Raw genomic sequence first — 23,764 nt, forward strand, 5'->3', positions numbered from 1 at the left:
CGTGCTGGCCCGCTCTTGTGACTTACTGGTGGGTAACAACGATCAGACGCAGCGCGTCCAGACGCCAGCCGGCCTGGTCCAGATTAGCCAGCACCTGCTCACGATTGCTTTCCAGCGCATCAATCTCATCCTGACGGATGTTCGGATTGACCGCGCTCAGCGCTTCCAGACGCGACAGCTCGGCGCTCAGCTTCTCGTTGGCTTCCACCCGGGCGGCTTCAATCAGCTTGCGCGCTTCCACTTCGGCCTGCTCTTCAGAAAGCTTGATGATCTCGTGCACGTTCTGCTGCACCGCGTTCACCAGCTTGCTGCCGGTATGGCGGTTCACCGCGTTCAGCTGACGGTTAAAGCTTTCGAACTCAACCTTGCTGGCGAGGTTGTTGCCTTTGCTGTCCACCAGCATACGTACCGGCGTTGGCGGCAGGAAGCGGGTCAGCTGCAGATGCTTAGGCGCCTGGGCTTCCACCACGTAAATCAGCTCCAGCAGCAGGGTACCCACCGGCAGCGCCTTGTTCTTCAGCAGCGACAGCGCACAGCTGCCGGTATCGCCGGAAAGGATCAGATCCAGACCGTTGCGGATGATCGGATGCTCCCAGCTGACGTACTGCGCATCTTCGCGCGACAGCGCCTGGTTGCGGTCAAAGGTGATGGTGCAGCCGTCTTCCGGCAGGCCCGGGAAGTCCGGCACCAGCATATGATCGCCCGGGGTCAGCACGATCAGGTTGTCGCTGCGGTCTTCCTGATTGATACCGACGATGTCGAACAGGTTCAGCGCGAAGTTGACCAGCTCAACGTCATTATCCTGCTCGGAAATCAGGTCGGCCAGCGCCTGCGCCTGCTCGCCGCCGTTGGAGTTCAGCTCCAGCAGGCGGTCACGGCCCTGCTCCAGCTGGGCTTTCAGCGCGTCGTGCTGCTTGCGGCACTCGTGGATAAAGTCATCCATGCCTTCCTGATTTTCCGGTGAGGCCAGATAGGCGATCAGCTGCTCATAGGCGCTGTCGTAAATGGTGCGGCCGGTCGGGCAGGTGTGTTCAAACGCATCCAGCCCTTCGTGATACCACTTCACCAGCACCGACTGGGCGGTTTTTTCCAGGTAGGGAACGTGGATCTCGATATCGTGCGCCTGACCGATACGGTCCAGACGGCCGATACGCTGCTCCAGCAGGTCCGGGTTAAACGGCAGATCGAACATCACCAGCTTACTGGCGAACTGGAAGTTACGGCCTTCTGAACCGATTTCGGAGCACAGCAGAACCTGAGCGCCGTCCTCTTCCGAGGCAAACCAGGCCGCCGCGCGGTCACGCTCAATAATCGACAGGCCTTCGTGGAACACGGCGGCGCGAATACCTTCACGCTCGCGCAGAACCTGCTCCAGCTGCAGCGCGGTGGCGGCTTTGGCACAGATCACCAGCACTTTCTGGTCGCGGTTGCTGGTGAGGTAGCCCATCAGCCATTCAACGCGCGGGTCGAAGTTCCACCAGGTGCCGCTGTCGCCTTCAAATTCCTGGTAAATCTGCTCCGGATAAAGCATATCGCGGGCGCGTTCGTCGGCGGATTTACGGGCGCCCATGATGCCGGACACTTTGATCGCCGTCTGGTACTGGGTTGGCAGCGGCAGACGGATTTGATGCAGCTCGCGTTTCGGGAAGCCCTTCACGCCGTTACGGGTGTTACGGAACAGCACGCGGCTGGTGCCGTGGCGGTCCATCAGCATGCTAATCAGCTCTTTGCGGGCGGCCTGTTTGCCTTCGCGATCGCTGTTAGCGACCTGCAGCAGCGGCTCGATATCCTGCTCGCCCATCAGGTCGTTGATCAGGTTCATCTCATCGTTGCCGATGGTTTTATCCGCCAGCAGCATCGATACCGCATCGGCGATCGGGCGGAAGTGCTTCTGCTCTTCGGCAAACTGCGCGAAATCGTGGAAGCGGTTCGGGTCCAGCAGGCGCAGGCGGGCGAAGTGGCTCTCCATGCCCAGCTGTTCCGGCGTTGCGGTCAGCAGCAGTACGCCCGGGATATGCTCGGCCAGCTGCTCAATCACCTGATATTCACGGCTTGGGGCATCTTCTGACCACACCAGGTGGTGCGCTTCATCGACCACCATCAGGTCCCATTCGGCATCGGCCAGCTTTTCAAGGCGCTGCTTGTTGCGGCGCACGAAGTCCAGCGAACAGATAATCATCTGCTCGGTATCGAACGGGTTATCGCTGTCGAGCTGGGCTTCGGCATAGCGCGCATCGTCAAACAGGGCGAAACGCAGGTTAAAGCGGCGCAGCATTTCAACCAGCCACTGATGCTGTAAGGTTTCCGGGACGACGATCAGGATGCGCTCGGCGCGACCGGCCAGCAGCTGCTGGTGGATAATCATCCCGGCTTCAATGGTTTTACCTAAACCGACCTCATCGGCCAGCAGCACGCGCGGCGCATGGCGGCGGCCGACGTCGTGAGCAATATGCAGCTGGTGCGGGATCAGGCTGGTGCGCATGCCGCGCAGGCCGCTGGTGGCCAGACGGTACTGCTCGCTCTGATATTTACGCGCGCGGAAGCGCAGCGCAAAGCGGTCCATGCGGTCCAGCTGCCCGGCGAACAGGCGATCCTGCGGCTTGCCAAACACCAGCTTGCTGTCCAGCATCACTTCGCTCAGACGCACGGCGGGTTCATTGGTGTCGAGGCGGGTACCGAAATAACTCACCACGCCGTTATTGGTTTGCACTTCGTCAACTTCCAGCTGCCAGCCCTCGTGGCTGGTAATGGTATCGCCCGGATTAAAAACGACGCGAGTGATCGGCGAATCATTTCTGGCATAGAGGCGGTTTTCGCCCGTTGCGGGGAATAACAGCGTCACCATTCGGGTATCAACGGCAACCACAGTTCCTAATCCCAGTTCGCTTTCCGTATCGCTTATCCAGCGTTGACCAAGTGTAAAAGGCATAAATATTCGGCTCGATTTTCGTGTAGTCAGTTTCAGGCAATAGTATAACGCCCCGGCAGAATCTGCCCGGCGTGCATGTCAGAACGAGTTATTTGAGGAAGGGCGCTATGGTACTGGAAGGTGGCCCGTTCGTCACCTGTCAAAAAAGCCCCAGCTGTCCGGTGACCAGTGCAGCAAAGTCATCTTCGAGGAACGGCAGGATGCCATCGGCGACCGGCTGCAGCTGACGGGTCAGATAGTGATCGTAGTCCAGCGGCGTGGTACGTGCCTCAAGCGGTTCCGGGCCTGACGTGGCAATCACGTAGCGGATCTTCCCCCCGTTCTGATACTGCAAAGGGTGCCCGAGCTTCTGATTTACGTCGTCGGCAATGCGTGCGGCGCGCACGTGCGGCGGCACATTTCGCTGATAGTCACCGAGCGGCCGGCGCAGCCGCTTGCTGTAAACCAGCTGCTCATCCAGCTCACCGTCCAGCAGCTTTCTGACCGTTTCGCGAATGTAATCCTGATAGGGCTGCTGTTTGAAAATTTTCAGATACAGCTCCTGCTGGAATTTTTGCGCCAGCGGCGTCCAGTCGGTGCGAACCGTTTCCAGACCTTTAAAAATCATCTTTTCGCCGCCGCTGTTTTTCACCATGCCGGCATAGCGCTTTTTACTGCCCTGTTCCGCGCCGCGGATGGTGGGCATCAGAAAACGGCTGAAGTGGGTTTCATACTCCAGCTCCAGCGCGCTGGTCAGGCCGTATTCCTCACTCACATGCTGCTGCCACCACTGATTCACTTTCTCCACCAGCCGCTGGCCAATGGCGCCGGCCTGTTCTTCATCGTGCGGTGACTTCAGCCAGACGAAGGTCGAATCGGTATCGCCGTAGATGACGTCATAGCCTTCCGCTTCGATCAGCTCCCGGGTCTGACGCATGATCTCGTGGCCGCGCAGGGTAATGGAGGAGGCGAGGCGCGGATCGAAGAAGCGGCAGGCGCTGGTGCCCAGCACGCCGTAAAACGCATTCATAATGATTTTCAGCGCCTGCGACAGCGGCTTGTTGCCCTGTTTTTTTGCCGCCTCCCGGCCCGCCCAAATCTGGCTGACGATGTCCGGCAGGCAGTGATTGCTGCGGGAGAAGCGTGCGCCGCGAAAACCGGGCACGGAATCCGCATCGCCGGGATGCGCCATGCCCTCAACCAGACCCACCGGGTCGATCAGGAAGGTGCGGATAATTGACGGGTACAGGCTTTTATAGTCCAGCACCAGCACCGAATCGTACAGGCCGGGGCGCGAGTCCATGACGTAGCCGCCGGGGCTGGCCTCCGGAGCTATCTCGCCGAGGTTAGGCGCAACGAAGCCGGCGCGGTGCATACGCGGCAGATAGAGATGCCCGAAGGCCGCTACCGAGCCGCCGTGGCGATCCACCGCCAGACCGTTGACCGATGCGCGCTCCAGTAAAAACGGCATCAGCTCGGTGTGCTGAAAAATGCGCGTGACCAGCTCGCAGTCCTTGAGGTTGTAGTGCGCCAGCGCCGGTTTATCTTCCGCAAAGCGCTGGTTGATCTCCTCCATGCGCTGCCAGGGGTTATTAATCGCCTTACCCTCGCCCAGCAGCTCGCGGGAAACGGCCTCCAGGCTGAAGGAGTCGAAGTTCCAGAAGGCGGACTTCAGAGCTTCGATACCGTCGATAATCAGCCGCCCGCTGGCCTGTGCAAAGAAGATGCCCGGCTTGAAGCCGTGCTCTCGCCACTCCAGCACGTTGTTATGTCCGCGGCCCAGGCGCAGCGGAATGCCGTAGCGGTCGGCGTGCTTTTGCAGCACACGCAGGTCAAACTGCACCACGTTCCAGCCGATCAGCACGTCCGGGTCGTGGCGGGCAAACCAGTCGTTGAGCTTTTCCAGCAGCTGCGGGCGGCTGGAAACGTATTCCAGATTAAAGTCGAGCTGGCTGGCATCGCCGTTCTCCGGGCCGAGCATATACACATCGCGCTGGCCGCAGCCCTCCAGGCCGATGCAGTACAGCTCACCGTGCTGGGTGGTTTCGATATCCAGCGATACCCATTTGAGCGGCGGGCGATAGTCGGGATGAGGTTTCAGGCGGGTATTGACCTGCCGGGGGCCGGCCGGCTGGCCGCTGAACCAGACGGCGGCGGTGATAAAGCGCTCCATCAGAAAGCGTTCCGGCGGGCGCACATCGGCCTCAAACAGGGCAATGCCGTTTTCGCGCAGCAGCTTTTCCAGCTTCTGCAGCTGGCGATACTGTTTGCAGTACAGGCCGACCACCGGGCGCTGGCGGAAATCTTTCAACGTGAGCGGGGCAAAACGCCAGTCGCGCTCGCCTGACAGCAGGGCGGCTGCGGCATCCTGGTGTTCGGCGGGCATGAACGCGACAGACTCCTGCGGCGGCAGCACCACGCACTGCGGGCCGCTGTCGGTGGCCAGCCACAGGGTGACTTCACTGCCTGAAGGCGTATCGCGCCAGTGGCGGGTTAACAGAAATCCTGCTTGTGCGTTGTTCACCCTGACCTCATCATGCTGTACATCAGGCTATAATAGCATGTTTATTTATACAGTGTTCACTGGGCGGGCGCTTAATCTCTCGCCGCTATGCATTCTTATACAAATCTGGCCTTGACGCTTTTTAACTCTCTCAGGACAATCCGAGGTCCTGAAAATCGTTTTGGAACATTATGGAAGCCTGGCTGCAACACATCATTACTCAATCGCTGGCATGGTCGCTGCTGGCCGTGGGTCTGGTGACTTTTTTAGAATCCCTGGCGCTGGTGGGGCTGCTGCTTCCCGGCACCGTGTTGATGGCTTCCTTTGGTGCGCTGATTGGCAGCGGTCAGGTGGCGCTGTATCCCGCCTGGCTGGCCGGGATTATTGGCTGCCTGCTGGGGGACTGGATCTCGTACTTGATCGGCTGGCAGTTTAAGGGGCCGCTGCATCGCTGGTCGTTTATAAAACGACACCAGAAGCTGATGGATAAAACCGAGCATGCCCTGCACGAGCACAGCATGTTTACGATTATCGTTGGGCGCTTTATCGGACCCACGCGGCCGCTGATCCCGCTGGTTGCCGGCATGCTGGAACTGCCGGTGCGCAAGTTTTTACCCCCGAATATCATCGGCTGCCTGCTGTGGCCGCCGCTGTATCTGCTGCCGGGCATTCTCGCCGGGGTGGCGATTGACGTGCCGAAAGATGCCAGCAGCGGCCTGTTTAAATGGCTGCTGCTGCTGGTGGCAATCGTGGTGTGGCTGGGCTGCTGGCTGAGCTGGCGCCTGCTGCGGGCCAAAAAGCAACAGGACTGGGCTACGCCGTATCTGCCCGTATCGCGCCTGCGCTGGCTGGCACCGGTAATGCTGGCCGTGGCGATTGGCAGCTTTACGGCTATACAGTTCCACCCGCTGATGCCGGTGTTTCGTCATCTGCTGTGGCAGGTCTTCTTTTGACCCGTCCGGGGGTTAGCGGCGATGAATCCCCAGAATCGCCGCTTCATCAACCTCGCCCTGCTGTAGCTGCGCGGTGCTGCCGTCCCAGTAAACCCTGCCGTCTACAATCAGCAGGCTGCGGGGGGCAATCTGCGCCGCGTCTTCAATACTGTGCGACACCATCAGCAGCGTAATATTTCGCTCGCTGCACACCCGATTTACCAGATCCAGCATCTCCTTACGCAAAGCCGGGTCGAGCGCGGAAAAAGGCTCATCCAGCAGCAGAACCGGCTGCTGGCGAACCAGGCAGCGGGCGAGGGCGGCGCGCTGGCGCTGGCCGCCGGAAAGCTGATGCGGCAGCCGCTGCAGCTGTTCTTCCAGACCGACGCGGCGGGCTATGTCCTGCAGAACCTGTTTTTGCCGGTGGCTCAGCTTCAGCCCCGGATGCAGCCCAAGCCCGATGTTTTGCGCCACCGTCAAATGTGGAAAGAGATTGTTCTCCTGAAACAGCATCGATACCGGACGCCTGGCCGGGGGAGAATCACGATGATCCTGACCATCCAGCAGCAGGCTGCCGCTGCTGGCGTGAAGGAAACCGGCGATCAGGCTGAGCAGCGTGCTTTTGCCCGCGCCGCTGGGGCCGAGGATCGCCAGCCGTTCACCCGCCTGCGCGCTGAAGCTAAAGCGCATCGGCAGATGGTTGTAGAGGTAGGTCAGGTTAGTCAGGCTTAACATGGCGCCCCGGCAGTTTTTCAATCAGGGTAAAAAGCAGGAAGCAGAGCAGCAGCAGCAGCAGCGCGGTCACCGCACCTTCGCTGCTGCGGTAGGATCCAATCTGCTGATGAAGATAAAACGGCAGCGTGCGGAAGTTTTCATTGCCGAACAGCGCCACCACGCCAAAATCCCCGATCGACAGCACGCAGGCAAAGGCCAGCGCCTGGGCCAGCGGCCGCTTCAGCGCGCGCAGCTCAATCAGCCGCAGGCGGTTCCAGCCCTGGATACCCAGCGACTGGCACAGACGGTTATAGCGTTCGGCGATGTCGCGCAGCGGGTTCTCCAGCACCTTCATCGCGTAGGGAATGGCCATCAGCGCGTTGGTAAAAATCACGATACCGTCCGCCGACTGCGGCAGGCCCACCGTGGCGTTAAGCAGCAGGAAAAACCCGGTCGCCAGCACGATGCCGGGCATGGCGAGGATCAGCATCCCGCTCAGCTCCAGCGTTTGCCCCCAGCGGGGATGCAGGCGCAGGCGCAGTTCCCGGCTACTCCACAGCAGCATTACCGTCAGCACAACGCTCAGCAGCCCGGCGCCCAGCGCAATGCGCAGTGAGGTAAACGTGGCCTGCCAGAGCGCGGGCTGAACCAGCACGCCGCTCACGCCCTGGCGCAGTCCGTCAACGACGACCGCCAGCAGCGGCGGCAGGATCAGCAGCAGCGCCAGCACAATCAGCAGGCCGTCCTGCAGTTGGGCGCGGCGGCTGTCCTCCGGATTTCGCCAGCCGCCGAGGCTGTCGCTTCCCGCCGGCATCGCCTTGTTCAGCCGCTGGCTGAGCAGCACCAGTCCCAGGCAGCAGATCATCTGCAGCAGCGCCAGAAGCGCGGCCCGGCCGGGATCGTAATCAAAGCTCAGCGCCTGAAAAATCGCCAGTTCGATGGTGGTGGCGCGTGGTCCGCCGCCCAGCGACAGTACGGTGGCAAAGCTGGCGAAGCAGAGCATAAAAATCAGCGCGCCGGCGGGCAGGATCTGGCGACGAAGCCACGGCCATTCCACAATGCGAAAGTGCATCCAGCCGCGCAGGCCGAGCTGGGCCGCGAGCTGGCGCTGCTCGCCGGGGATTTGCTGCAGCGCCTGCAGCAGCAGCCGGCTGGCCAGCGGCAGATTGAAGAAGATATGCGCCAGCAGAATGCCCTGCAGGCCATAGGGAGTAAAGGTGTAGTCAATGCCGACCAGCGCGCAGAGCTGAGCCAGCCAGCCGCTGCGGCCATACACGCTGAGGATGCCAAAGACGGCGACCAGCACCGGCAGCACCAGCGTCATCGCGCACAGGCGCAGCAGGCTGCTGCGCCCGGGGAAGCGGCGGCGATAGAGCGCACGAGCCAGCGGGATCGCAGGCAGCACCGACAGCAGGGCGGAGAGCAGCGCCTGCCAGAACGAAAAGCGCAGCACGTGCCAGAGATAGCTGTCTGACAGAATGCTGCGCCAGTCGCTCTGTGGCGCGTTAAACCACAGCGACAGGAAGGCCAGCAGGGCGACGCCGGCCAGCAGCAGAGCCGTCAGACCGCCCGGGATCAGCCAGCCGGGGATCAGCGGCTGACGGCGCGTTGCCATTTACCGATCCACTGGCTGCGCTGGCGGGCGACGTCCTGCGCGCTGTACTGCAGCGTCGTCGCCGGCACGGTGAGCGTATCAAAACCGGCAGGCAACGTGGTTTTGATGGCCGGATACATCCAGTTGCCGGTGGCAATGGTGTTCTGGAACGCCGGGGTCAGCAGGAACTGCATAAATTCCTGCGCCAGCTTCGGCTGTTTGCTGGCCTTAAGCTGCCCGGCCACTTCCACCTGCAGGTAGTGGCCTTCGCTGAAGCTGGCGGCGGCATACTGGTCTTTTTTCTCTTCAATCAGGTGGTAAGCAGGGGAGGTGGTGTAGCTCAGCACCATATCGCTTTCGCCCTTGAGGAACAGGCCGTAGGCTTCGCTCCAGCCTTTGGTCACGGTTACCGTTTTTTGCGCCAGCTTCTGCCACGCCGCCGGAGACTGTTCGCCGTACACCTTCTGCATCCACAGCAGCAGGCCCAGGCCCGGCGTGCTGGTGCGCGGATCTTCATAAATGACTTTCAGCGGACGGTCGCTCTCGACCAGTTCTTTCAGGCTTTTCGGCGGATTTTTCAGCCGGGTTTTGTCATAAACAAAGGCAAACCAGCCATAGTCAAACGGGACGAAGGTGCTGTTTTTCCAGCCGCCGGGTACGTTACTGCTGTCGGTATTCACCTGGCTGGCGGCGAACAGGCCGGTTTTTTCTGCCGCATCCAGCAGATTGTTGTCCAGCCCCAGCACCACGTCGGCCTGGCTGTTTTTGCCTTCCATCCGCAGGCGGTTCAGCAACGACACGCCATCCGCCAGCGCGACAAACTTCAGCTCGCAGTTGCACTGCGCTTCAAAGGCTTTTTTGACCGCCGGGCCGGGGCCCCAGTCGGCGGAGAACGAGTCGTAGGTATAAACGGTCAGCGTGTCTTTCGCGGCAGCGGCGGGCAGCGAGAACAGCACCAGCAGAGGTAAGATTTTTTTTAACACTTTGCGTTCCTTGAAATGAAGATGCGCAAAGGATCTGAGTAAACGGCACTCTCAAATCCCTACGCCGGTATGAGCCGGATCAGGTTCGACGGGTTTTCTCTCAGCGGTATCACTCTGCTGCTGCGCAGCAGGTCATCCGCACCCCGTTGAGAACGGCCTATTCTAGTGAGTTCACTCCACTAACGAAAGCTTTCATGACTCGTCCGGCGGCGCAAACCAGGCGGATTTGAAATCGAACCAGCCCAGCGTGTTCATTCTCACGCCGCGCATGCTGCGCTGGCCGTGCAGCTGCAGCCAGTGATGGAACAGCGGGTGCAGGTAATGATTGTCGATCAGCCGTTTGCTCCAGTCGGCCAGAGGCAGCTTCTGTTCCCGCCAGTGCCGGGCATCCTGATGCCAGTCGATGGGAACGCAGTGGTGCATCAACGGCATTTCGTACAGCAGTGAGAACAGCGAAAACTCCAGCGGCAGCGTAAAGTTGGCGCTGCCCAGCCAGATATCACTGTCGGCATTACCCTGATACCAGCTCTCATAGTCCAGTTCCTGCGTTATCAATTCCACGCCGTGGGCAGCCAGAATCGGCCCCAGCGCGTTGGCGATCCCCTGGTGTTCAATCTGATCGCTGTACCAGGTAATCGTCAGCGAATTCAGCCCCTCGGGCTTATCGGTAATCTCCATATCGTGGCGATGGTGCCAGCGCGGCAGCAGTCCCCAGGCCGGGAACCAGTAACGCTGATAGGCGATGCCGCTGTGGTTGAGCAGGGTAATCGGATTGAAGATTGAACTGAGCCAGCGGCGTACCGCTTCGTTACCGCCCAGCGCGGAACGCTGGTCAAACAGCAGGAAATAGCAGCCTTCTTCCAGCCGGCTCTCCTGGGGATGTTCATCGGTGTTGTCGCTTTGCAGCTTCACGCCCGAGTAAACCAGCTCATCGCTGATTTCAGGCAGCACCCAGATATTGACCTCGTCGATCAGTGCGCGATAGCCAAAATAGTCGTCGAAGGCGCTGATCCGCAGCTGGCTTTGCTGGTTGTGCTCGACGGCATACGGGCCGGTTCCCGACGGCTGACGGGCGAAATTGCGCATAAACGGCCACTCCTTTGGCAGGATCATTGCGCTGACGCTGGCCAGCAGCCAGGGGATCCAGCTGTCCGGATGCTTCAGGTGAATATCCAGCGTCCAGGGCGTTGTGGATTCAATGCGTTCGAAGTGACTGAACAGCGGCTGATCGTTTAAGCGCTGCAGACTGGCGATAACGTCTTCCATATCCAGCTCGCGCCCGTGGTGAAAACGGATCGCCGGGCGCAGGAAAAACCGCCAGTGCAGCGGAGTCAGCTGCTGCCAGTGGTGGGCGATATCGGGTTCGGCTTCCCCGTTTTCCTCATTTATTCGCGCCAGGCCGCTGAATATCTGGCGGGCGAGGTGGGTTTCCGATCGCCGCAGCGGCGTGCCCGGCAGCAAATTGAGCAGCGGCCGGTAGTAAAGAACCCGCAGGATATGTTTTCCCTGGCGGAAACTGCGCCCCAGATGGGACAGCAGCATCTGCCGCACGCGGTTTTTATCACCGACTAACTGCACCAGCTGGTCAATGCGGTCCTGCTCCAGCAGATCCTCCGCACGCTGCTGCTGCAGGGCCAGCCCGGTGTAGAGAAAACTGAGCCGTGACCGCTTGCCGCGTCCGGCTTCCGCCTGCCACTCCAGCCAGCCTGCCTCCTGCATTGCATTCAGCAGGTTGCGCATATGGCGGCGTGAGCAGCTGAGCCGCACCGCCAGATCGTTAAGGGTAGTTTCCTGCGGCTGGCCGTCGCAGTATTGCCAGAGCCGGATAAATTGCTGCTGCAAACGCGGTGAGGACATAAAAGAGGAACTCCGTAGTCAAAGCGGTCAGTTTTTCCTGCCGTATATTACGGCGATAATGGTCACAGATGGAAGAGCGGGAGGCACTCTGCGGAGTGGCGCTTGGCCATCTTTACGTGGCTGAGGTCACTGATTTCTGAGTATGGTGCTGTTCACCAGCCAGCGGGCAAAAATGTCGCTGGCTTTTTTCGTCGTTTCTCTTCTAAGCTTTTGCATTATTTCTCCCTATTTTATGCCAGTGAGGCATTGCTATGAAATCGCTGTTGGCGCGTCATCGTTTTAATCCGGTCTATCTGGCGTTTATGGCGATTACGTTCATGGTCGGCATTGCCGGTGCGCTGCAGGCACCGACGCTGAGCCTGTTCCTCAGCCGTGAGGTGGACGTGCGGCCATTTTGGGTGGGGCTGTTTTATACGGTGAACGCGGTGGCGGGGATTGTGGTCAGCCTGCTGCTGGCGAAGCGTTCCGATAATCGCGGCGATCGCCGCATGCTGATTCTGTTTTGCTGCCTGATTGCCGTGGCGAACGCCGTCCTGTTTGCATTTAATCGTCACTACCTGACGCTGATTACGCTGGGCGTGCTGCTTTCTGCGATAGCCAGCGTGGCGATGCCGCAGATTTTTGCTCTGGCGCGCGAGTATGCCGACAGTTCGGCGCGAGAGGCGGTGATGTTCAGCTCGGTGATGCGTGCGCAGATGTCACTGGCCTGGGTGATCGGGCCGCCGCTCTCCTTCTCGCTGGTACTGAACTTTGGTTTCACGCTGATGTTCAGCATCGCCGCGCTGCTGTTTGTGGTCTGCATCGCGATGATCTGGTTTACCCTGCCGTCGGTGCCCAGAGTGCTGCCGACCACGGCGGTGCCGGTGACGGAAGTTAGCGGCTTAAAGAACACCGATGTCCGGTTGCTGTTTATTGCTTCGGTGCTGATGTGGTCCTGCAACAGTATGTATGTCATTGATATGCCGCTGTATATTAGCAGTACGCTGGGCCTGCCGGACTCGCTGGCGGGTTTGCTGATGGGCACCGCCGCCGGGCTGGAAATTCCGGTGATGCTGCTGGCCGGGCGGTACGTCAGGCGCACCGGTAAGCGCAATATGATGCTGCTGGCGGTTGGCTGCGGCGCGCTGTTTTACCTTGGGCTGGTGCTGTTGCAGAATCGCGCGGCGCTGATGATTCTGCAGCTGTTTAACGCGGTATTTATCGGCATTATCGCCGGGATTGGGATGATCTGGTTCCAGGATTTGATGCCGGGGCGGCCGGGAGCGGCGACTACGCTGTTTACCAACAGTATTTCTACCGGGGTGATTCTGGCTGGGATATTCCAGGGGACCGTGGCGGAAAACTTCGGCCATCACGCGGTGTATATGCTGGCGCTGGCCCTGGTGCTGGTGTCGTTTGCGCTGTCGTGGCGAATTCGGGAAGCGCGGGCGGGATAGCAACGTTCGGTGCTTAGGCTTGTTTGGCTGTGAACTCGGTGCCCGGGCTGACCGTTACGGGCGGATCGCTGACATTCAGTGCCACGGCTGACCGTTACGGGCAGATCGCCGGGTCGCCGTGAATCCTCCCTGGAGGCCTGGCTGCCGCATCCCTGCGGCAGACCCCCGGCTAACCTGTCCCGTAATGGTCGGCCTTTCAGGCAGTGGTGTTGCTGCGGGAAACGTCGGTTTTGGCTAACGCTATATCCTTGCCAGTAGCTGATTGGTATTGGGGGAAAGGGGCTGAGAATACAGCGTACGGGTTCATTTTGCTGTGAACCCGATGCCCTGGCTGACCGTTACGGGCAGATCGCCGAGTCGCCGTAAATACGTCCCTGTAGGCTTGGCTGCCGCATCCTTGCGGCAGACACCCGGCTAACCTGTCCCGTAACGTTCGGCCTTTCAGACAATGCTGTTGCTGTGGGAAATATCTGCTTTAACTACCAGATCAGTTTTTACTGACAGAGAATGGAAGGGCAGTGAAGAAAGACTCTGGTTTTACCTTTGCAGCAACGTATTGATTAGCAGGCAATCGGTGTGGGGCGGGTTCGCAGACCGTCGGGCGCATGGACGCGCCCGTCGAGGCTACAGGGACGTATTCACGCCGAGTCCGCGAACCCGCCCCACACCGATAAGCCAGATGCGAAACAAACAGCTACACCCAATCTCAGACCGATAAGCCAGATGCGAAACAAGCAGCTACACCCAATCCCACACCGATAAGCCAGGCTCTCAACAAGCAGCAACCCTAAGTCCTACACCGATAAGCCAATCAGCGTAAAAACACCGGCTGCTTCTGCTCGTAAGCCCCGATCGCCGCATCGTGCTGTAACGTCAGACCAATCGCATCCAGACCGTTCAGCAGACAGTGACGGCGGAAACTGTCGATCTCAAAACGATACGCCTTGCTGCCCGCCCGGACCTGCTGATTCTCCAGATCGACGGTCATCTGCATCCCCGGATCGCCTGCCACCATGCGGAACAGCTCATCAACTTCACTTTCCGCCAGCGACACCAGCAGTAGCTGGTTGTTAAAGGAGTTGTTGGCAAAAATATCGGCAAAATCAGAGCCGACAATCGCCTGAATACCGTAATCGGTCAGCGCCCAGGGCGCATGCTCGCGCGATGAACCGCAGCCGAAGTTTTCGCGGGTGAGCATAATGCTGGCGCCGCTGAACTCCGGCTTGTTCAGAATGAAATCCGGGTTATCGACCTTGCCTTCTGCATCGCTGTAGCGCCAGTCGAAGAACAGGTTGCGGCCAAAACCGGTACGGGTCACCATCTGCAGGAACTGCTTGGGGATAATCGCATCGGTATCGACGTTGGCCAGGTCCATCGGCAGTACTACGCCGGTATGTTGAATAAATTTCTTCGCCATAAAAGCTCCTTACGCCAGCTCGCGGATATCAGCAAAATGCCCGGCCACCGCCGCCGCCGCCGCCATCGCCGGGCTGACCAGATGCGTGCGCCCGCCGCGGCCCTGACGGCCTTCAAAATTACGGTTGCTGGTGGACGCGCAGCGTTCGCCGGGGCTTAAACGATCGTTGTTCATGGCCAGACACATTGAGCAGCCGGGTAAACGCCACTCAAAACCGGCATCAATAAAGATCTTATCCAGCCCTTCGGCTTCGGCCTGCGCTTTCACCGGACCGGATCCCGGAACCACGTAACCCTGCACGCCCTCGGCAATTTTATGGCCTTTCACTACCGCCGCCGCCGCGCGCAGATCCTCAATGCGGGAGTTGGTGCAGGAGCCGATAAAGACTTTATCAATGCGCACATCAGTCAGGCGAATACCGGGTTTCAGATCCATATAGGCCAGGGCTTTCTCGGCGGAGGCGCGCTCCACCGGATCGCTGAATGAAACCGGGTCGGGGATCGGATCGCTGACGGCAATCACCTGGCCGGGGTTGGTTCCCCAGGTAACCTGCGGTGCGATTTCTCCCGCTTCCAGCGTGACCACTTTATCAAAGTGCGCGCCGTCATCGGACTTCAGCGTGCGCCAGTAATCCACCGCCTGCTGCCACTGGTCATCTTTTGGTGCAAAACGGCGGCCTTTAACATAGTTAAAGGTGGTGTCATCCGGCGCAACCAGACCGGCTTTCGCACCCAGTTCGATAGCCATATTGCACAGGGTCATGCGGCCTTCCATGCTCAGTGCCGCTACCGCCTCACCGCAAAATTCCACCACGTGACCGTTCCCGCCGCCGCTACCGGTTTTACCGATAATCGCCAGCGCGATATCTTTGGCGGTGATCCCGGGTGCCGTTTTTCCGCGGACTTCCACCTTCATGGTTTTTGCCCGTGCCTGCTTCAGCGTCTGCGTTGCCAGCACGTGTTCAACTTCGGACGTGCCGATACCAAACGCCAGCGCACCCAGCGCACCGTGGGTAGAGGTGTGGGAATCACCGCAGACAATAGTCATGCCGGGCAGCGACAGACCCTGTTCCGGCCCCATAACGTGAACGATGCCCTGGAACTGATGGCTGAGATCGAAAAGCTGTACGCCAAAGGCTTCACAGTTTTTGATCAGCATCGACATCTGAATACGCGCCATCTCACCGCTGGCGTTGATGTCCCGGCTCTGGGTTGAAACGTTGTGATCCATCGTGGCGAAGGTTTTTGACGGCTGGCGCACCGGACGTCCGTGCGCGCGCAGTCCGTCAAAGGCCTGGGCTGATGTCACCTCATGAACGAGGTGACGATCGATGTAGATCAGCGGTGTTTCGTTGGGTGCTTCGTGCACGACATGCGCATCAAACAGCTTCTCGTACAGTGTTTTCATAATTATGCTTCGCGAATAAACCGGGCAATGATGTCGCCCATTTCATCGGTGCCGATAGCCTTGCCGTTGCCGGCTAAGTCACCGGTGCGATAACCTTCTTCCAGCGCCCGGCTGATAGCCTGCTCAATGGCATCGGCGGCGTTGCCCGCGTCCAGGCTGTAGCGCAACAGCAGCGCCAGCGACAGGATTTGCGCGATTGGGTTAGCGATATTTTTACCGGCGATATCCGGTGCTGAACCGCCCGCCGGTTCAAACAGGCCGAAGCCCTGTTCGTTCAGGCTGGCTGACGGCAGCATGCCCATTGAGCCGGTGATCATTGCGCACTCATCGGAAAGAATGTCGCCAAACAGGTTGGAACACAGCATCACGTCGAACTGCGACGGCGCTTTGATCAGCTGCATGGTGGCGTTGTCGATATACATATGGCTCAGCTCAACGTCCGGATAGTCCTGCGCGACTTCGGTCACGATCTGACGCCAGAGGATTGAGGACTGCAGCACGTTAGCTTTATCGATTGAGGTCACTTTCTTGCGGCGCTTGCGCGCGGATTCGAAGGCGATACGCGCAATGCGTTCGATCTCAAAACGGTGATACACCTCGGTGTCGAATGCACGTTCGTGCATGCCGCTGCCTTCACGGCCTTTAGGCTGTCCGAAGTAGATCCCGCCGGTCAGTTCACGCACCACCAGGATATCAAAGCCTTTGTCGGCAATGTCGCGGCGCAGCGGGCAGAACTCTTCCAGGCCCTGATACAGGCTGGCAGGGCGCAGGTTGCTGAACAGTTTGAAGTGCTTACGCAGCGGCAGCAGCGCACCGCGCTCCGGCTGCTCTGCCGGTGGCAGATGTTCCCACTTCGGGCCACCCACGGAACCAAACAGGATCGCATCCGCCTGCTCACAGCCTTTTACCGTGGCTTCCGGCAACGGCACGCCGTGGCGATCGATGGCCACACCGCCAACGTCATATTCGCTGGTGGTGATACGCAGGCTGAAGCGCTGGCGAATGCTTTCCAGCACTTTGCCGGCCTGCGCCATGACTTCGGGTCCGATGCCGTCACCGGGTAATACAGCGAGATGATAGGTTCTGGACATGATTACACGGTTTCCTTTTGATCCTGTTGAGTCGACTTACGTTGCAGTTCCTGCTCGACCTGGCGGGCGCGCCAGATGTTGTTCAGCGCATGTACCATGGCTTTAGCGGAAGATTCGACGATATCGGTCGCCAGACCGACGCCGTGGAATTTGCGTCCATTATATTTCACCACGATGTCCACCTGGCCCAGCGCGTCTTTACCGTGGCCTTTGGCGGTCAGCTGATAGTTGATCAGCTCGGCGTCAAAATCGGTAATGCGGTTGATGGCCTGGTATACCGCATCAACCGGGCCGTTGCCGGTTGCCGCTTCGGTTTTCTGCTCTTCGCCGCACAGCAGCTGCACGGTGGCGGTGGCGATTACGCTGGAGCCGGACTGCACGTTAAAGGTATCCAGCGAGAAGAACTCCGGCTCTTCCGACTGTTTGTTGATAAACGCCATCGCTTCCAGATCGTAATCGAAGACCTGGCCTTTTTTATCGGCCAGCGCTTTGAAATCTTCGTACAGCGTATCCAGATTATAATCGGATTCGCTGTAGCCCATCTCTTCCATGCGGTGCTTGACGGCTGCGCGGCCGGAGCGGGAGGTCAGGTTCAACTGCACCTGCTTCAGACCAATGGATTCCGGGGTCAGGATTTCGTAGTTTTCACGGTTCTTCAGCACGCCATCCTGGTGGATACCGGAGGAGTGGGCGAAGGCATTGGAACCAATTACCGCTTTATGCGCCGGGATGGGCATGTTGCAAATCTGGCTGACGGTCTGGCAGGTGCGATAGATTTCCTGGTGGTTGATGCGGGTATGCACGTTCATCAACTGACCGCGGGTTTTAATCGCCATAATGGTTTCTTCCAGCGCACAGTTACCGGCACGCTCGCCCAGACCGTTCATCGCGCCTTCAATCTGGCGTGCACCGGCATTGACGGCGGCCAGCGCGTTGCCAACGGCCATTCCCAGATCGTCGTGGGTATGTACGGACAGAATGGCTTTGTCGATGTTCGGCACGCGTTCGCGCAGCTGGGTGAAGATGTTGGCGTATTCGTAGGGCAGGGTGTAGCCAACGGTATCTGGAATGTTGATGGTGGTGGCACCCGCGTTAATTGCGGCTTCCACCACGCGGCACAGGTCGTCAATCGGGGTACGACCGCCGTCCTCGCAGGAGAACTCCACGTCATCGGTGTAATTACGTGCCCGCTTCACCATCTTCACCGCGCGCTCAATCACTTCCGGCAGCGTACTGCGCAGCTTGGTGGCAATGTGCATGGGCGATGTCGCCAGGAAGGTATGAATACGGTAGGCCTCGGCCACGCGCAGCGCTTCGTAAGCTGCGTCGATATCTTTTTCCACACAGCGTGCCAGACCGCAAACGCGGCTGTTTTTAATCTGACGGGCAATGGTCTGCACGGATTCAAAATCACCGGGAGAAGACACCGGGAAGCCGACCTCCATCACATCCACGCCCATACGCTCCAGTGCCAGGGCAATTTGCAGTTTTTCTTTCACACTCAGGCTGGCCTGTAATGCCTGCTCACCATCGCGCAGAGTGGTATCGAAAATAATGACTTGTTGGCTCATGGGTTAATTCCTTGTCGTGATTACGTCGGGCCTGGCCGCGAGCATAAAAAAACCCGCGCATTGGCGCGGGTTTCTTAGGTCTTGCAGGCCTGAATCAGTGATTGATTCCGCCCACTCGTCTACCGCGCAACGAAGATGCGTTTAGTAGTAGACCGAGTAGGCGGATGGAACGAATCATTGACCCAGACCTCATAAATTCAAAGTGACATTATTGATACCTGATAACGGGGCGGGCTGTCAACTTTCACTATGGGGTTATTAACGTGGGGAGCACGATGCCTTTAGGAAAATATTCTGGCGGTCGGCGGCGTGTCAGAAGAATAGGTAGCTGAAGAACATTTTCGATCGTGATATGACGGACTTATCGATGGTTCAGGGCGTTATTTCTATTTACAATGTATTGATATATATAGGTTTTTATTGTTTTAACTGGGTGCTGCTCCGCCGTGATGGTTTCGGGTTTTTTGGATTAAAATATTACCTTTAGTTTAAAACTTAGTAGATATAACTAAAAAAAACGAACAGTCAGTGCGGCCCTCCGTTTTTTTTATCCTGCTCCGTTTTGATAACAAAACGATCGCGCTGATAATTAACTAAAGCTCAGTACATTCCGCTTTTATAACGCTTTAAGTTCAGTGTTATTGTCGATAGCAGAGGCCGGGGGGCAGAGCCTTAATCATCCCTTTCCGCACCCTGTGTGTGGTTTGCCGTTTGCCTGCCAGGTTTTCTACGGTTATGGTAATCGGCATAACCTCAAACCAAAAAAATGACCGGGGCTCTGCCCTGTACCTGGATTTTGGAAATGACTTCCAATTTCTAAGCATAAAACACGGGTGTTGAACCTATCCGGCAGAGAGCTTACCTGCTGGATAACTCTGTACCTTGAAAGCCTGGAGGCAAAGATGGAGATGTTGTCAGGAGCCGAGATGGTGGTCCGATCGTTAATCGATCAGGGCGTAAAACATGTATTCGGCTACCCCGGTGGAGCGGTCCTTGATATTTATGACGCTCTGCAAACCGTTGGTGGTGTCGACCATATTCTGGTCCGCCACGAGCAGGGCGCAGTGCATATGGCGGATGGTTATGCACGCGCAACCGGCGATGTCGGTGTGGTGCTGGTGACCTCCGGCCCCGGTGCAACCAATGCGATTACCGGTATTGCCACGGCCTATATGGATTCAATTCCAATGGTCGTGCTTTCCGGCCAGGTGATGTCCTCGCTGATTGGCTACGATGCCTTCCAGGAGTGCGACATGGTGGGGATTTCCCGCCCGGTGGTGAAGCACAGCTTTATGGTGAAGAGCGTGGAAGATATCCCGACCATCATGAAGAAAGCCTTCTGGCTGGCGGCGAGCGGTCGTCCCGGCCCGGTAGTGGTCGATCTGCCGAAAGATATGATGAACCCGGCGAATAAACTGCCTTATGTCTGGCCGGAAGAAGTCAGCATGCGTTCTTATAACCCGACCACTCAGGGTCATAAAGGGCAGATTAAACGTGCGCTGCAAACGCTGTTAGCGGCGAAGCAGCCGGTGATCTATGCCGGCGGTGGCGTGATTAACGCCGCCTGTCATGAAGAGCTGCGCCAGCTGGCGGAGAAACTCAACGTGCCGGTCACCACATCGCTGATGGGCTTGGGTGCCTTCCCGGGAACGCATCGCCAGTGTGTGGGCATGCTGGGTATGCACGGCACCTATGAAGCCAACATGACTATGCACCACTCCGACGTTATTTTTGCCGTCGGCGTGCGCTTTGATGACCGCACAACCAACAATCTGGCGAAATACTGCCCGAATGCCACCGTGCTGCATATTGATATCGACCCGACCTCTATTTCCAAAACCGTATCGGCGGACGTGCCGATCGTGGGCGATGCGAAGCTGGTTTTACAGCAGATGCTGGAGCTGCTGGCGCAAAGCGACGCGCAGCAGAATTATGACAGCCTGCGCGACTGGTGGCAGCGTATTGAACAGTGGCGCGCGCGTCATTGCCTGGAGTTCGATCGCACCAGCGATAAAATAAAACCGCAGGCGGTTATCGAAACTATCTGCCGCCTGACCAAAGGCGATGCTTACGTCACTTCCGACGTGGGCCAGCACCAGATGTTTGCCGCGCTTTACTATCAGTTCGACAAACCACGCCGCTGGATCAACTCGGGTGGCCTGGGCACGATGGGCTTCGGCCTGCCTGCCGCGCTGGGCGTGAAGCTGGCGCTGCCGCAGGAAACCGTGGTGTGTGTGACCGGTGACGGCAGTATTCAGATGAATATCCAGGAGCTGTCTACCGCGTTGCAGTACGGCATCCCGGTGCTGGTGCTGAACCTCAACAACCGCTTCCTGGGCATGGTGAAGCAGTGGCAGGATATGATCTATTCTGGCCGCCACTCACAGTCCTACATGGAATCGCTGCCTGATTTCGTTCGTCTGGCAGAAGCCTATGGCCATGTGGGCATCTCTATCGATCGTCCGGAAGAGCTGGAGTCGAAACTGGCCGAGGCGCTGGAGCAGGTTCGCAATGAGCGTCTGGTGTTTGTGGATGTGAATGTGGATGGTACCGAACACGTCTACCCGATGCATATTCGCGGTGGCGCTATGGATGAAATGTGGCTGAGCAAAACGGAGAGGACTTAATTATGCGTCGTGTATTATCGGTTCTGCTGGAAAACGAATCCGGCGCATTGTCCCGCGTGGTAGGACTGTTCTCTCAGCGTGGCTACAACATTGAAAGTCTGACGGTTGCGCCTACCGACGACCCCACTCTGTCGCGAATGACCATTCAAACCGTCGGCGACCAGAAAGTGCTGGAGCAGATTGAGAAGCAGCTCCACAAGCTGGTGGATGTGCTTCGCGTCAGCGAACTGGGCCAGGGTGCATTTGTTGAACGCGAGATCATGCTGGTGAAAATCCAGGCGACCGGTTACGGTCGTGAAGAGGTCAAACGCAGTGCGGAAATTTTCCGTGGTCAAATCGTGGATGTGACGCCTTCGCTTTACACGGTTCAGCTTGCTGGTACCAGCGATAAGCTTGACGCCTTCCTCAGCACCGTGCGCGAAGTTGCGGAAATTGTTGAAGTTGCGCGTTCAGGCATCGTCGGCGTGGCACGCGGCGAGCGCATCATGCGCTAATTGTCCCTGACGATTTTACAGACAGTCTGCTAACCCGGCGTAATGCCGGGTTTTTTTATTTTTTGCTCAAATGCCCCCGCCGCTGATGAAAAGCTGTTGCCCGCTAAACTATTCTGCGGTTAGATGTTATAAACGACTTATCCATAGATGTACTGTGGCTATTGGCCGCAGATACGCGACAGAAGTGTGGGGTTATTGTGAAACTGGATGAAATTGCCCGCCTGGCCGGTGTATCACGCACGACAGCAAGCTATGTCATCAACGGCAAAGCAAAGCAGTATCGTGTCAGCGATAAAACCGTCGAGAAGGTGATGGCGGTGGTGCGTGAGCATAATTACCATCCGAACGCGGTGGCGGCAGGGCTTCGTGCCGGCCGAACCCGATCAATAGGACTGGTTATTCCCGATCTGGAGAATACCAGCTATACCCGAATAGCGAACTACCTGGAACGCCAGGCGCGTCAGCGCGGCTACCAGCTGCTGATCGCCTGCTCGGAAGACCAGCCAGATAACGAAATGCGCTGCGTGGAGCACCTGCTTCAGCGGCAGGTCGATGCAATTATTGTGTCCACCTCGCTGCCGCCTGAGCATCCGTTCTACCAGCGCTGGATTAACGATCCGCTGCCGATTATCGCGCTGGACCGCGCGCTCGATCGTGAGCACTTTACCAGCGTGGTTGGGGCAGACCAGGACGATGCCGAGGCACTGGCGGCGGAACTGCGCAAGCTGCCGGTTAAATCGGTGCTGTTCCTCGGCGCGCTGCCGGAGCTGTCGGTCAGCTTCCTGCGCGAGCTGGGCTTCCGCGATGCGTGGAAGGGTGACGAACGGCAGATCGACTATGTGTATGCCAACAGCTTTGAGCGCCATGCTGCCGCGGCGCTGTTTGAAAAGTACCTCGAAACGCACGACATGCCGGAGGCGCTGTTTACCACGTCCTTTGGCCTGCTTCAGGGGGTGATGGATGTAACGCTGAAATCGGAAGGGCGGCTGCCGAAAGATCTGGCAATAGCGACCTTTGGCGATCATGAACTGCTCGATTTCCTGGAATGCCCGGTACTGGCCGTGGGTCAGCGGCATCGGGATGTCGCTGAGCGGGTTCTGGAACTGGTATTAGCCAGCCTTGATGAGCCGCGCAAACCGAAACCCGGCCTGACGCGTATTCGCCGCAATCTTTACCGGCGTGGGCGCTTAAATCGTAAAACTCTCTAACTATTCAGATTGGATAAGGCAGCTCAGGCTGCCTTTTACATATCCCTGCATTTACTCTGCGTTACTCTCATAACCTGTCACATTCGATGGCAAAAAATATCTTGTATTTGAGATTCATCTTATAGGTATTGAGTAAATATAAGTAAACGGGTTAAAAAATGTTGCACAGCTGATTATATAAGCTAGCAAATAATAATAATCCTACGAACGCGTTGCATTCAGCCTACCCGTGCAGCCGTATCGCGCTGGGAAAACCCTCGGAAATGCCTTAAAATGCAGCCCGCGTCGCAAAGCTGAGCACTTATTTCATTTCGTCCCTGAGTGGTATATTTTTGAGCAATTTAAACGGTCGGATAAATTTCCTGCCACTATTCATTAGTTTATTCTCGGTATATCCCTCCAGGCGGTTTGTTTTTAAGTTCCCCGCTTTTTATTCCTCTGAGAAATAATGCCTTTCTGCCATGACTGCGGCTTGACAATGTTTTCCTTCGCTCCGTAAACTCTTTTAGTGGGAATTTGTGGTGTAAAGTGGTGTTTTGGGGTAACTGGAGGGGCAGACTGGCATGTTCCGCGGGGCAACGTTGGTTAATCTCGACAGCAAGGGGCGGCTCGCCGTACCAACGCGATATCGCGATACGCTGATCGAGGAGTCTCAGGGGCAAATGGTTTGTACCATTGACCTCCACCAGCCATGCCTGCTGCTTTATACGCTACCCGAATGGGAAATTATTGAACAAAAGCTGTCTCGCTTATCCAGCATGATCCCGGCAGAGCGGCGCGTTCAGCGTCTGTTGCTGGGCCATGCCAGTGAATGCCAGATGGACAGTGCAGGCCGTTTGCTGCTGGCGAATACCCTTCGTCAGCACGCGGCGCTGACTAAAGAAGTGATGCTGGTTGGACAGTTCAACAAGTTTGAGCTGTGGGATGAACAGACCTGGTATCAACAAGTCAAGGAAGATATAGACGCAGAGCATACCTCTCAGCAGCCTTTGTCTGAGCGGTTGCAGGATTTGTCGTTATAG

At 57.9% G+C, this 23,764-nt stretch carries 17 protein-coding genes and 1 riboswitch; of the genes, 6 read left to right on the plus strand and 11 right to left on the minus strand.

Annotated features, from left to right (window positions below):
- Positions 1-22 precede the first annotated feature (22 nt).
- Together rapA and polB are read right to left on the minus strand one after the other, a co-directional pair.
- Positions 23-2,929, minus strand: a complete 2,907-nt coding sequence (rapA, locus tag PGH32_RS18565) for an RNA polymerase-associated protein RapA (RefSeq protein WP_337894795.1) — start codon at positions 2,927-2,929, stop codon at positions 23-25.
- 139 nt (positions 2,930-3,068) lie between these two features.
- A complete protein-coding gene (polB, locus tag PGH32_RS18570; RefSeq protein ID WP_337894796.1) occupies positions 3,069-5,432 on the minus strand; it encodes a DNA polymerase II in 2,364 nt (787 codons plus the stop codon).
- A gap of 170 nt (positions 5,433-5,602) precedes the next feature.
- On the opposite strand from polB, the gene PGH32_RS18575 reads away from it, so the two are divergent.
- Positions 5,603-6,364: a DedA family protein gene (locus PGH32_RS18575; RefSeq protein WP_337894797.1), complete on the plus strand. Its 762-nt coding sequence runs from the start codon at positions 5,603-5,605 to the stop codon at positions 6,362-6,364.
- A 12-nt stretch (positions 6,365-6,376) separates the two neighbouring features.
- Here the strand turns inward: PGH32_RS18575 and thiQ are convergent, their stop codons facing one another.
- From thiQ to sgrR, 4 genes are all read right to left on the minus strand, one after another.
- Complete coding sequence (gene thiQ, locus PGH32_RS18580) at positions 6,377-7,078, minus strand: thiamine ABC transporter ATP-binding protein ThiQ (protein WP_337894798.1); 702 nt, start codon at positions 7,076-7,078, stop codon at positions 6,377-6,379.
- On the minus strand, positions 7,062-8,672 hold the full coding sequence (gene thiP, locus PGH32_RS18585) for a thiamine/thiamine pyrophosphate ABC transporter permease ThiP (RefSeq protein ID WP_314421376.1): 1,611 nt from the start codon (positions 8,670-8,672) through the stop codon (positions 7,062-7,064). Before thiP ends, thiQ begins: the two co-directional genes overlap by 17 nt.
- The gene (gene thiB, locus PGH32_RS18590; RefSeq protein ID WP_337894799.1) at positions 8,648-9,634 is read right to left on the minus strand and encodes a thiamine ABC transporter substrate binding subunit; all 987 of its coding nucleotides are present in this window, start codon (positions 9,632-9,634) and stop codon (positions 8,648-8,650) included. The genes thiP and thiB overlap by 25 nt, the downstream gene beginning before the upstream one ends.
- 38 nt (positions 9,635-9,672) lie before the next feature.
- A riboswitch (TPP riboswitch) is annotated at positions 9,673-9,790 on the minus strand.
- 36 nt (positions 9,791-9,826) lie between these two features.
- Complete coding sequence (gene sgrR, locus PGH32_RS18595) at positions 9,827-11,491, minus strand: HTH-type transcriptional regulator SgrR (RefSeq protein ID WP_314421372.1); 1,665 nt, start codon at positions 11,489-11,491, stop codon at positions 9,827-9,829.
- Between the two features lie 251 nt (positions 11,492-11,742).
- Here sgrR and PGH32_RS18600 point away from each other — a divergent pair, with 251 nt between their 5' ends.
- A complete protein-coding gene (locus tag PGH32_RS18600) occupies positions 11,743-12,927 on the plus strand; it encodes an MFS transporter (RefSeq protein ID WP_337894800.1) in 1,185 nt (394 codons plus the stop codon).
- An 811-nt stretch (positions 12,928-13,738) separates the two neighbouring features.
- Here PGH32_RS18600 and leuD read toward each other — a convergent pair.
- The 5 genes from leuD to leuL all read right to left on the minus strand — a co-directional run bounded on the left by leuD (position 13,739) and on the right by leuL (position 18,606).
- The gene (leuD, locus tag PGH32_RS18605; RefSeq protein ID WP_337894801.1) at positions 13,739-14,344 is read right to left on the minus strand and encodes a 3-isopropylmalate dehydratase small subunit; all 606 of its coding nucleotides are present in this window, start codon (positions 14,342-14,344) and stop codon (positions 13,739-13,741) included.
- Positions 14,345-14,353: 9 nt separating this feature from the next.
- The gene (gene leuC, locus PGH32_RS18610; RefSeq protein WP_337894874.1) at positions 14,354-15,754 is read right to left on the minus strand and encodes a 3-isopropylmalate dehydratase large subunit; all 1,401 of its coding nucleotides are present in this window, start codon (positions 15,752-15,754) and stop codon (positions 14,354-14,356) included.
- Positions 15,754-16,842: a 3-isopropylmalate dehydrogenase gene (gene leuB, locus PGH32_RS18615; RefSeq protein ID WP_337894802.1), complete on the minus strand. Its 1,089-nt coding sequence runs from the start codon at positions 16,840-16,842 to the stop codon at positions 15,754-15,756. The genes leuC and leuB overlap by 1 nt, the downstream gene beginning before the upstream one ends.
- A gap of 2 nt (positions 16,843-16,844) precedes the next feature.
- A complete protein-coding gene (leuA, locus tag PGH32_RS18620; RefSeq protein WP_105595339.1) occupies positions 16,845-18,413 on the minus strand; it encodes a 2-isopropylmalate synthase in 1,569 nt (522 codons plus the stop codon).
- A 94-nt stretch (positions 18,414-18,507) separates the two neighbouring features.
- A complete protein-coding gene (gene leuL / locus PGH32_RS24735) occupies positions 18,508-18,606 on the minus strand; it encodes a leu operon leader peptide (RefSeq protein WP_443112805.1) in 99 nt (32 codons plus the stop codon).
- Positions 18,607-19,315: 709 nt separating this feature from the next.
- On the opposite strand from leuL, the gene ilvI reads away from it, so the two are divergent.
- From ilvI to mraZ, 4 genes are all read left to right on the plus strand, one after another.
- Positions 19,316-21,040 carry an acetolactate synthase 3 large subunit gene (gene ilvI / locus PGH32_RS18625; protein WP_314421350.1) on the plus strand — a complete coding sequence of 575 codons (1,725 nt, stop codon included), beginning with the start codon at positions 19,316-19,318 and terminating at the stop codon, positions 21,038-21,040.
- Positions 21,041-21,042: 2 nt separating this feature from the next.
- Complete coding sequence (gene ilvN / locus PGH32_RS18630) at positions 21,043-21,534, plus strand: acetolactate synthase small subunit (protein WP_123337260.1); 492 nt, start codon at positions 21,043-21,045, stop codon at positions 21,532-21,534.
- 197 nt (positions 21,535-21,731) lie between these two features.
- Positions 21,732-22,742, plus strand: a complete 1,011-nt coding sequence (gene cra, locus PGH32_RS18635) for a catabolite repressor/activator (RefSeq protein WP_314421344.1) — start codon at positions 21,732-21,734, stop codon at positions 22,740-22,742.
- Positions 22,743-23,305: 563 nt separating this feature from the next.
- Positions 23,306-23,764, plus strand: a complete 459-nt coding sequence (mraZ, locus tag PGH32_RS18640; RefSeq protein ID WP_314421343.1) for a division/cell wall cluster transcriptional repressor MraZ — start codon at positions 23,306-23,308, stop codon at positions 23,762-23,764.

The sequence above is a fragment of the Erwinia sp. SLM-02 genome (assembly GCF_037450285.1).
GTDB lineage: Bacteria > Pseudomonadota > Gammaproteobacteria > Enterobacterales > Enterobacteriaceae > Erwinia.

Coding starts and splice junctions, on each gene's coding strand:
- rapA (WP_337894795.1), bottom strand. CDS start 2,929: ATGCCTTTTACACTTGGTCAACGCTGGATAAGCGATACGGAAAGCGAA.
- PGH32_RS18575 (WP_337894797.1), top strand. CDS start 5,603: ATGGAAGCCTGGCTGCAACACATCATTACTCAATCGCTGGCATGGTCG.
- thiQ (WP_337894798.1), bottom strand. CDS start 7,078: ATGTTAAGCCTGACTAACCTGACCTACCTCTACAACCATCTGCCGATG.
- thiP (WP_314421376.1), bottom strand. CDS start 8,672: ATGGCAACGCGCCGTCAGCCGCTGATCCCCGGCTGGCTGATCCCGGGC.
- sgrR (WP_314421372.1), bottom strand. CDS start 11,491: ATGTCCTCACCGCGTTTGCAGCAGCAATTTATCCGGCTCTGGCAATAC.
- PGH32_RS18600 (WP_337894800.1), top strand. CDS start 11,743: ATGAAATCGCTGTTGGCGCGTCATCGTTTTAATCCGGTCTATCTGGCG.
- leuD (WP_337894801.1), bottom strand. CDS start 14,344: ATGGCGAAGAAATTTATTCAACATACCGGCGTAGTACTGCCGATGGAC.
- leuB (WP_337894802.1), bottom strand. CDS start 16,842: ATGTCCAGAACCTATCATCTCGCTGTATTACCCGGTGACGGCATCGGA.
- leuA (WP_105595339.1), bottom strand. CDS start 18,413: ATGAGCCAACAAGTCATTATTTTCGATACCACTCTGCGCGATGGTGAG.
- leuL (WP_443112805.1), bottom strand. CDS start 18,606: ATGAGGTCTGGGTCAATGATTCGTTCCATCCGCCTACTCGGTCTACTA.
- ilvI (WP_314421350.1), top strand. CDS start 19,316: ATGGAGATGTTGTCAGGAGCCGAGATGGTGGTCCGATCGTTAATCGAT.
- ilvN (WP_123337260.1), top strand. CDS start 21,043: ATGCGTCGTGTATTATCGGTTCTGCTGGAAAACGAATCCGGCGCATTG.
- mraZ (WP_314421343.1), top strand. CDS start 23,306: ATGTTCCGCGGGGCAACGTTGGTTAATCTCGACAGCAAGGGGCGGCTC.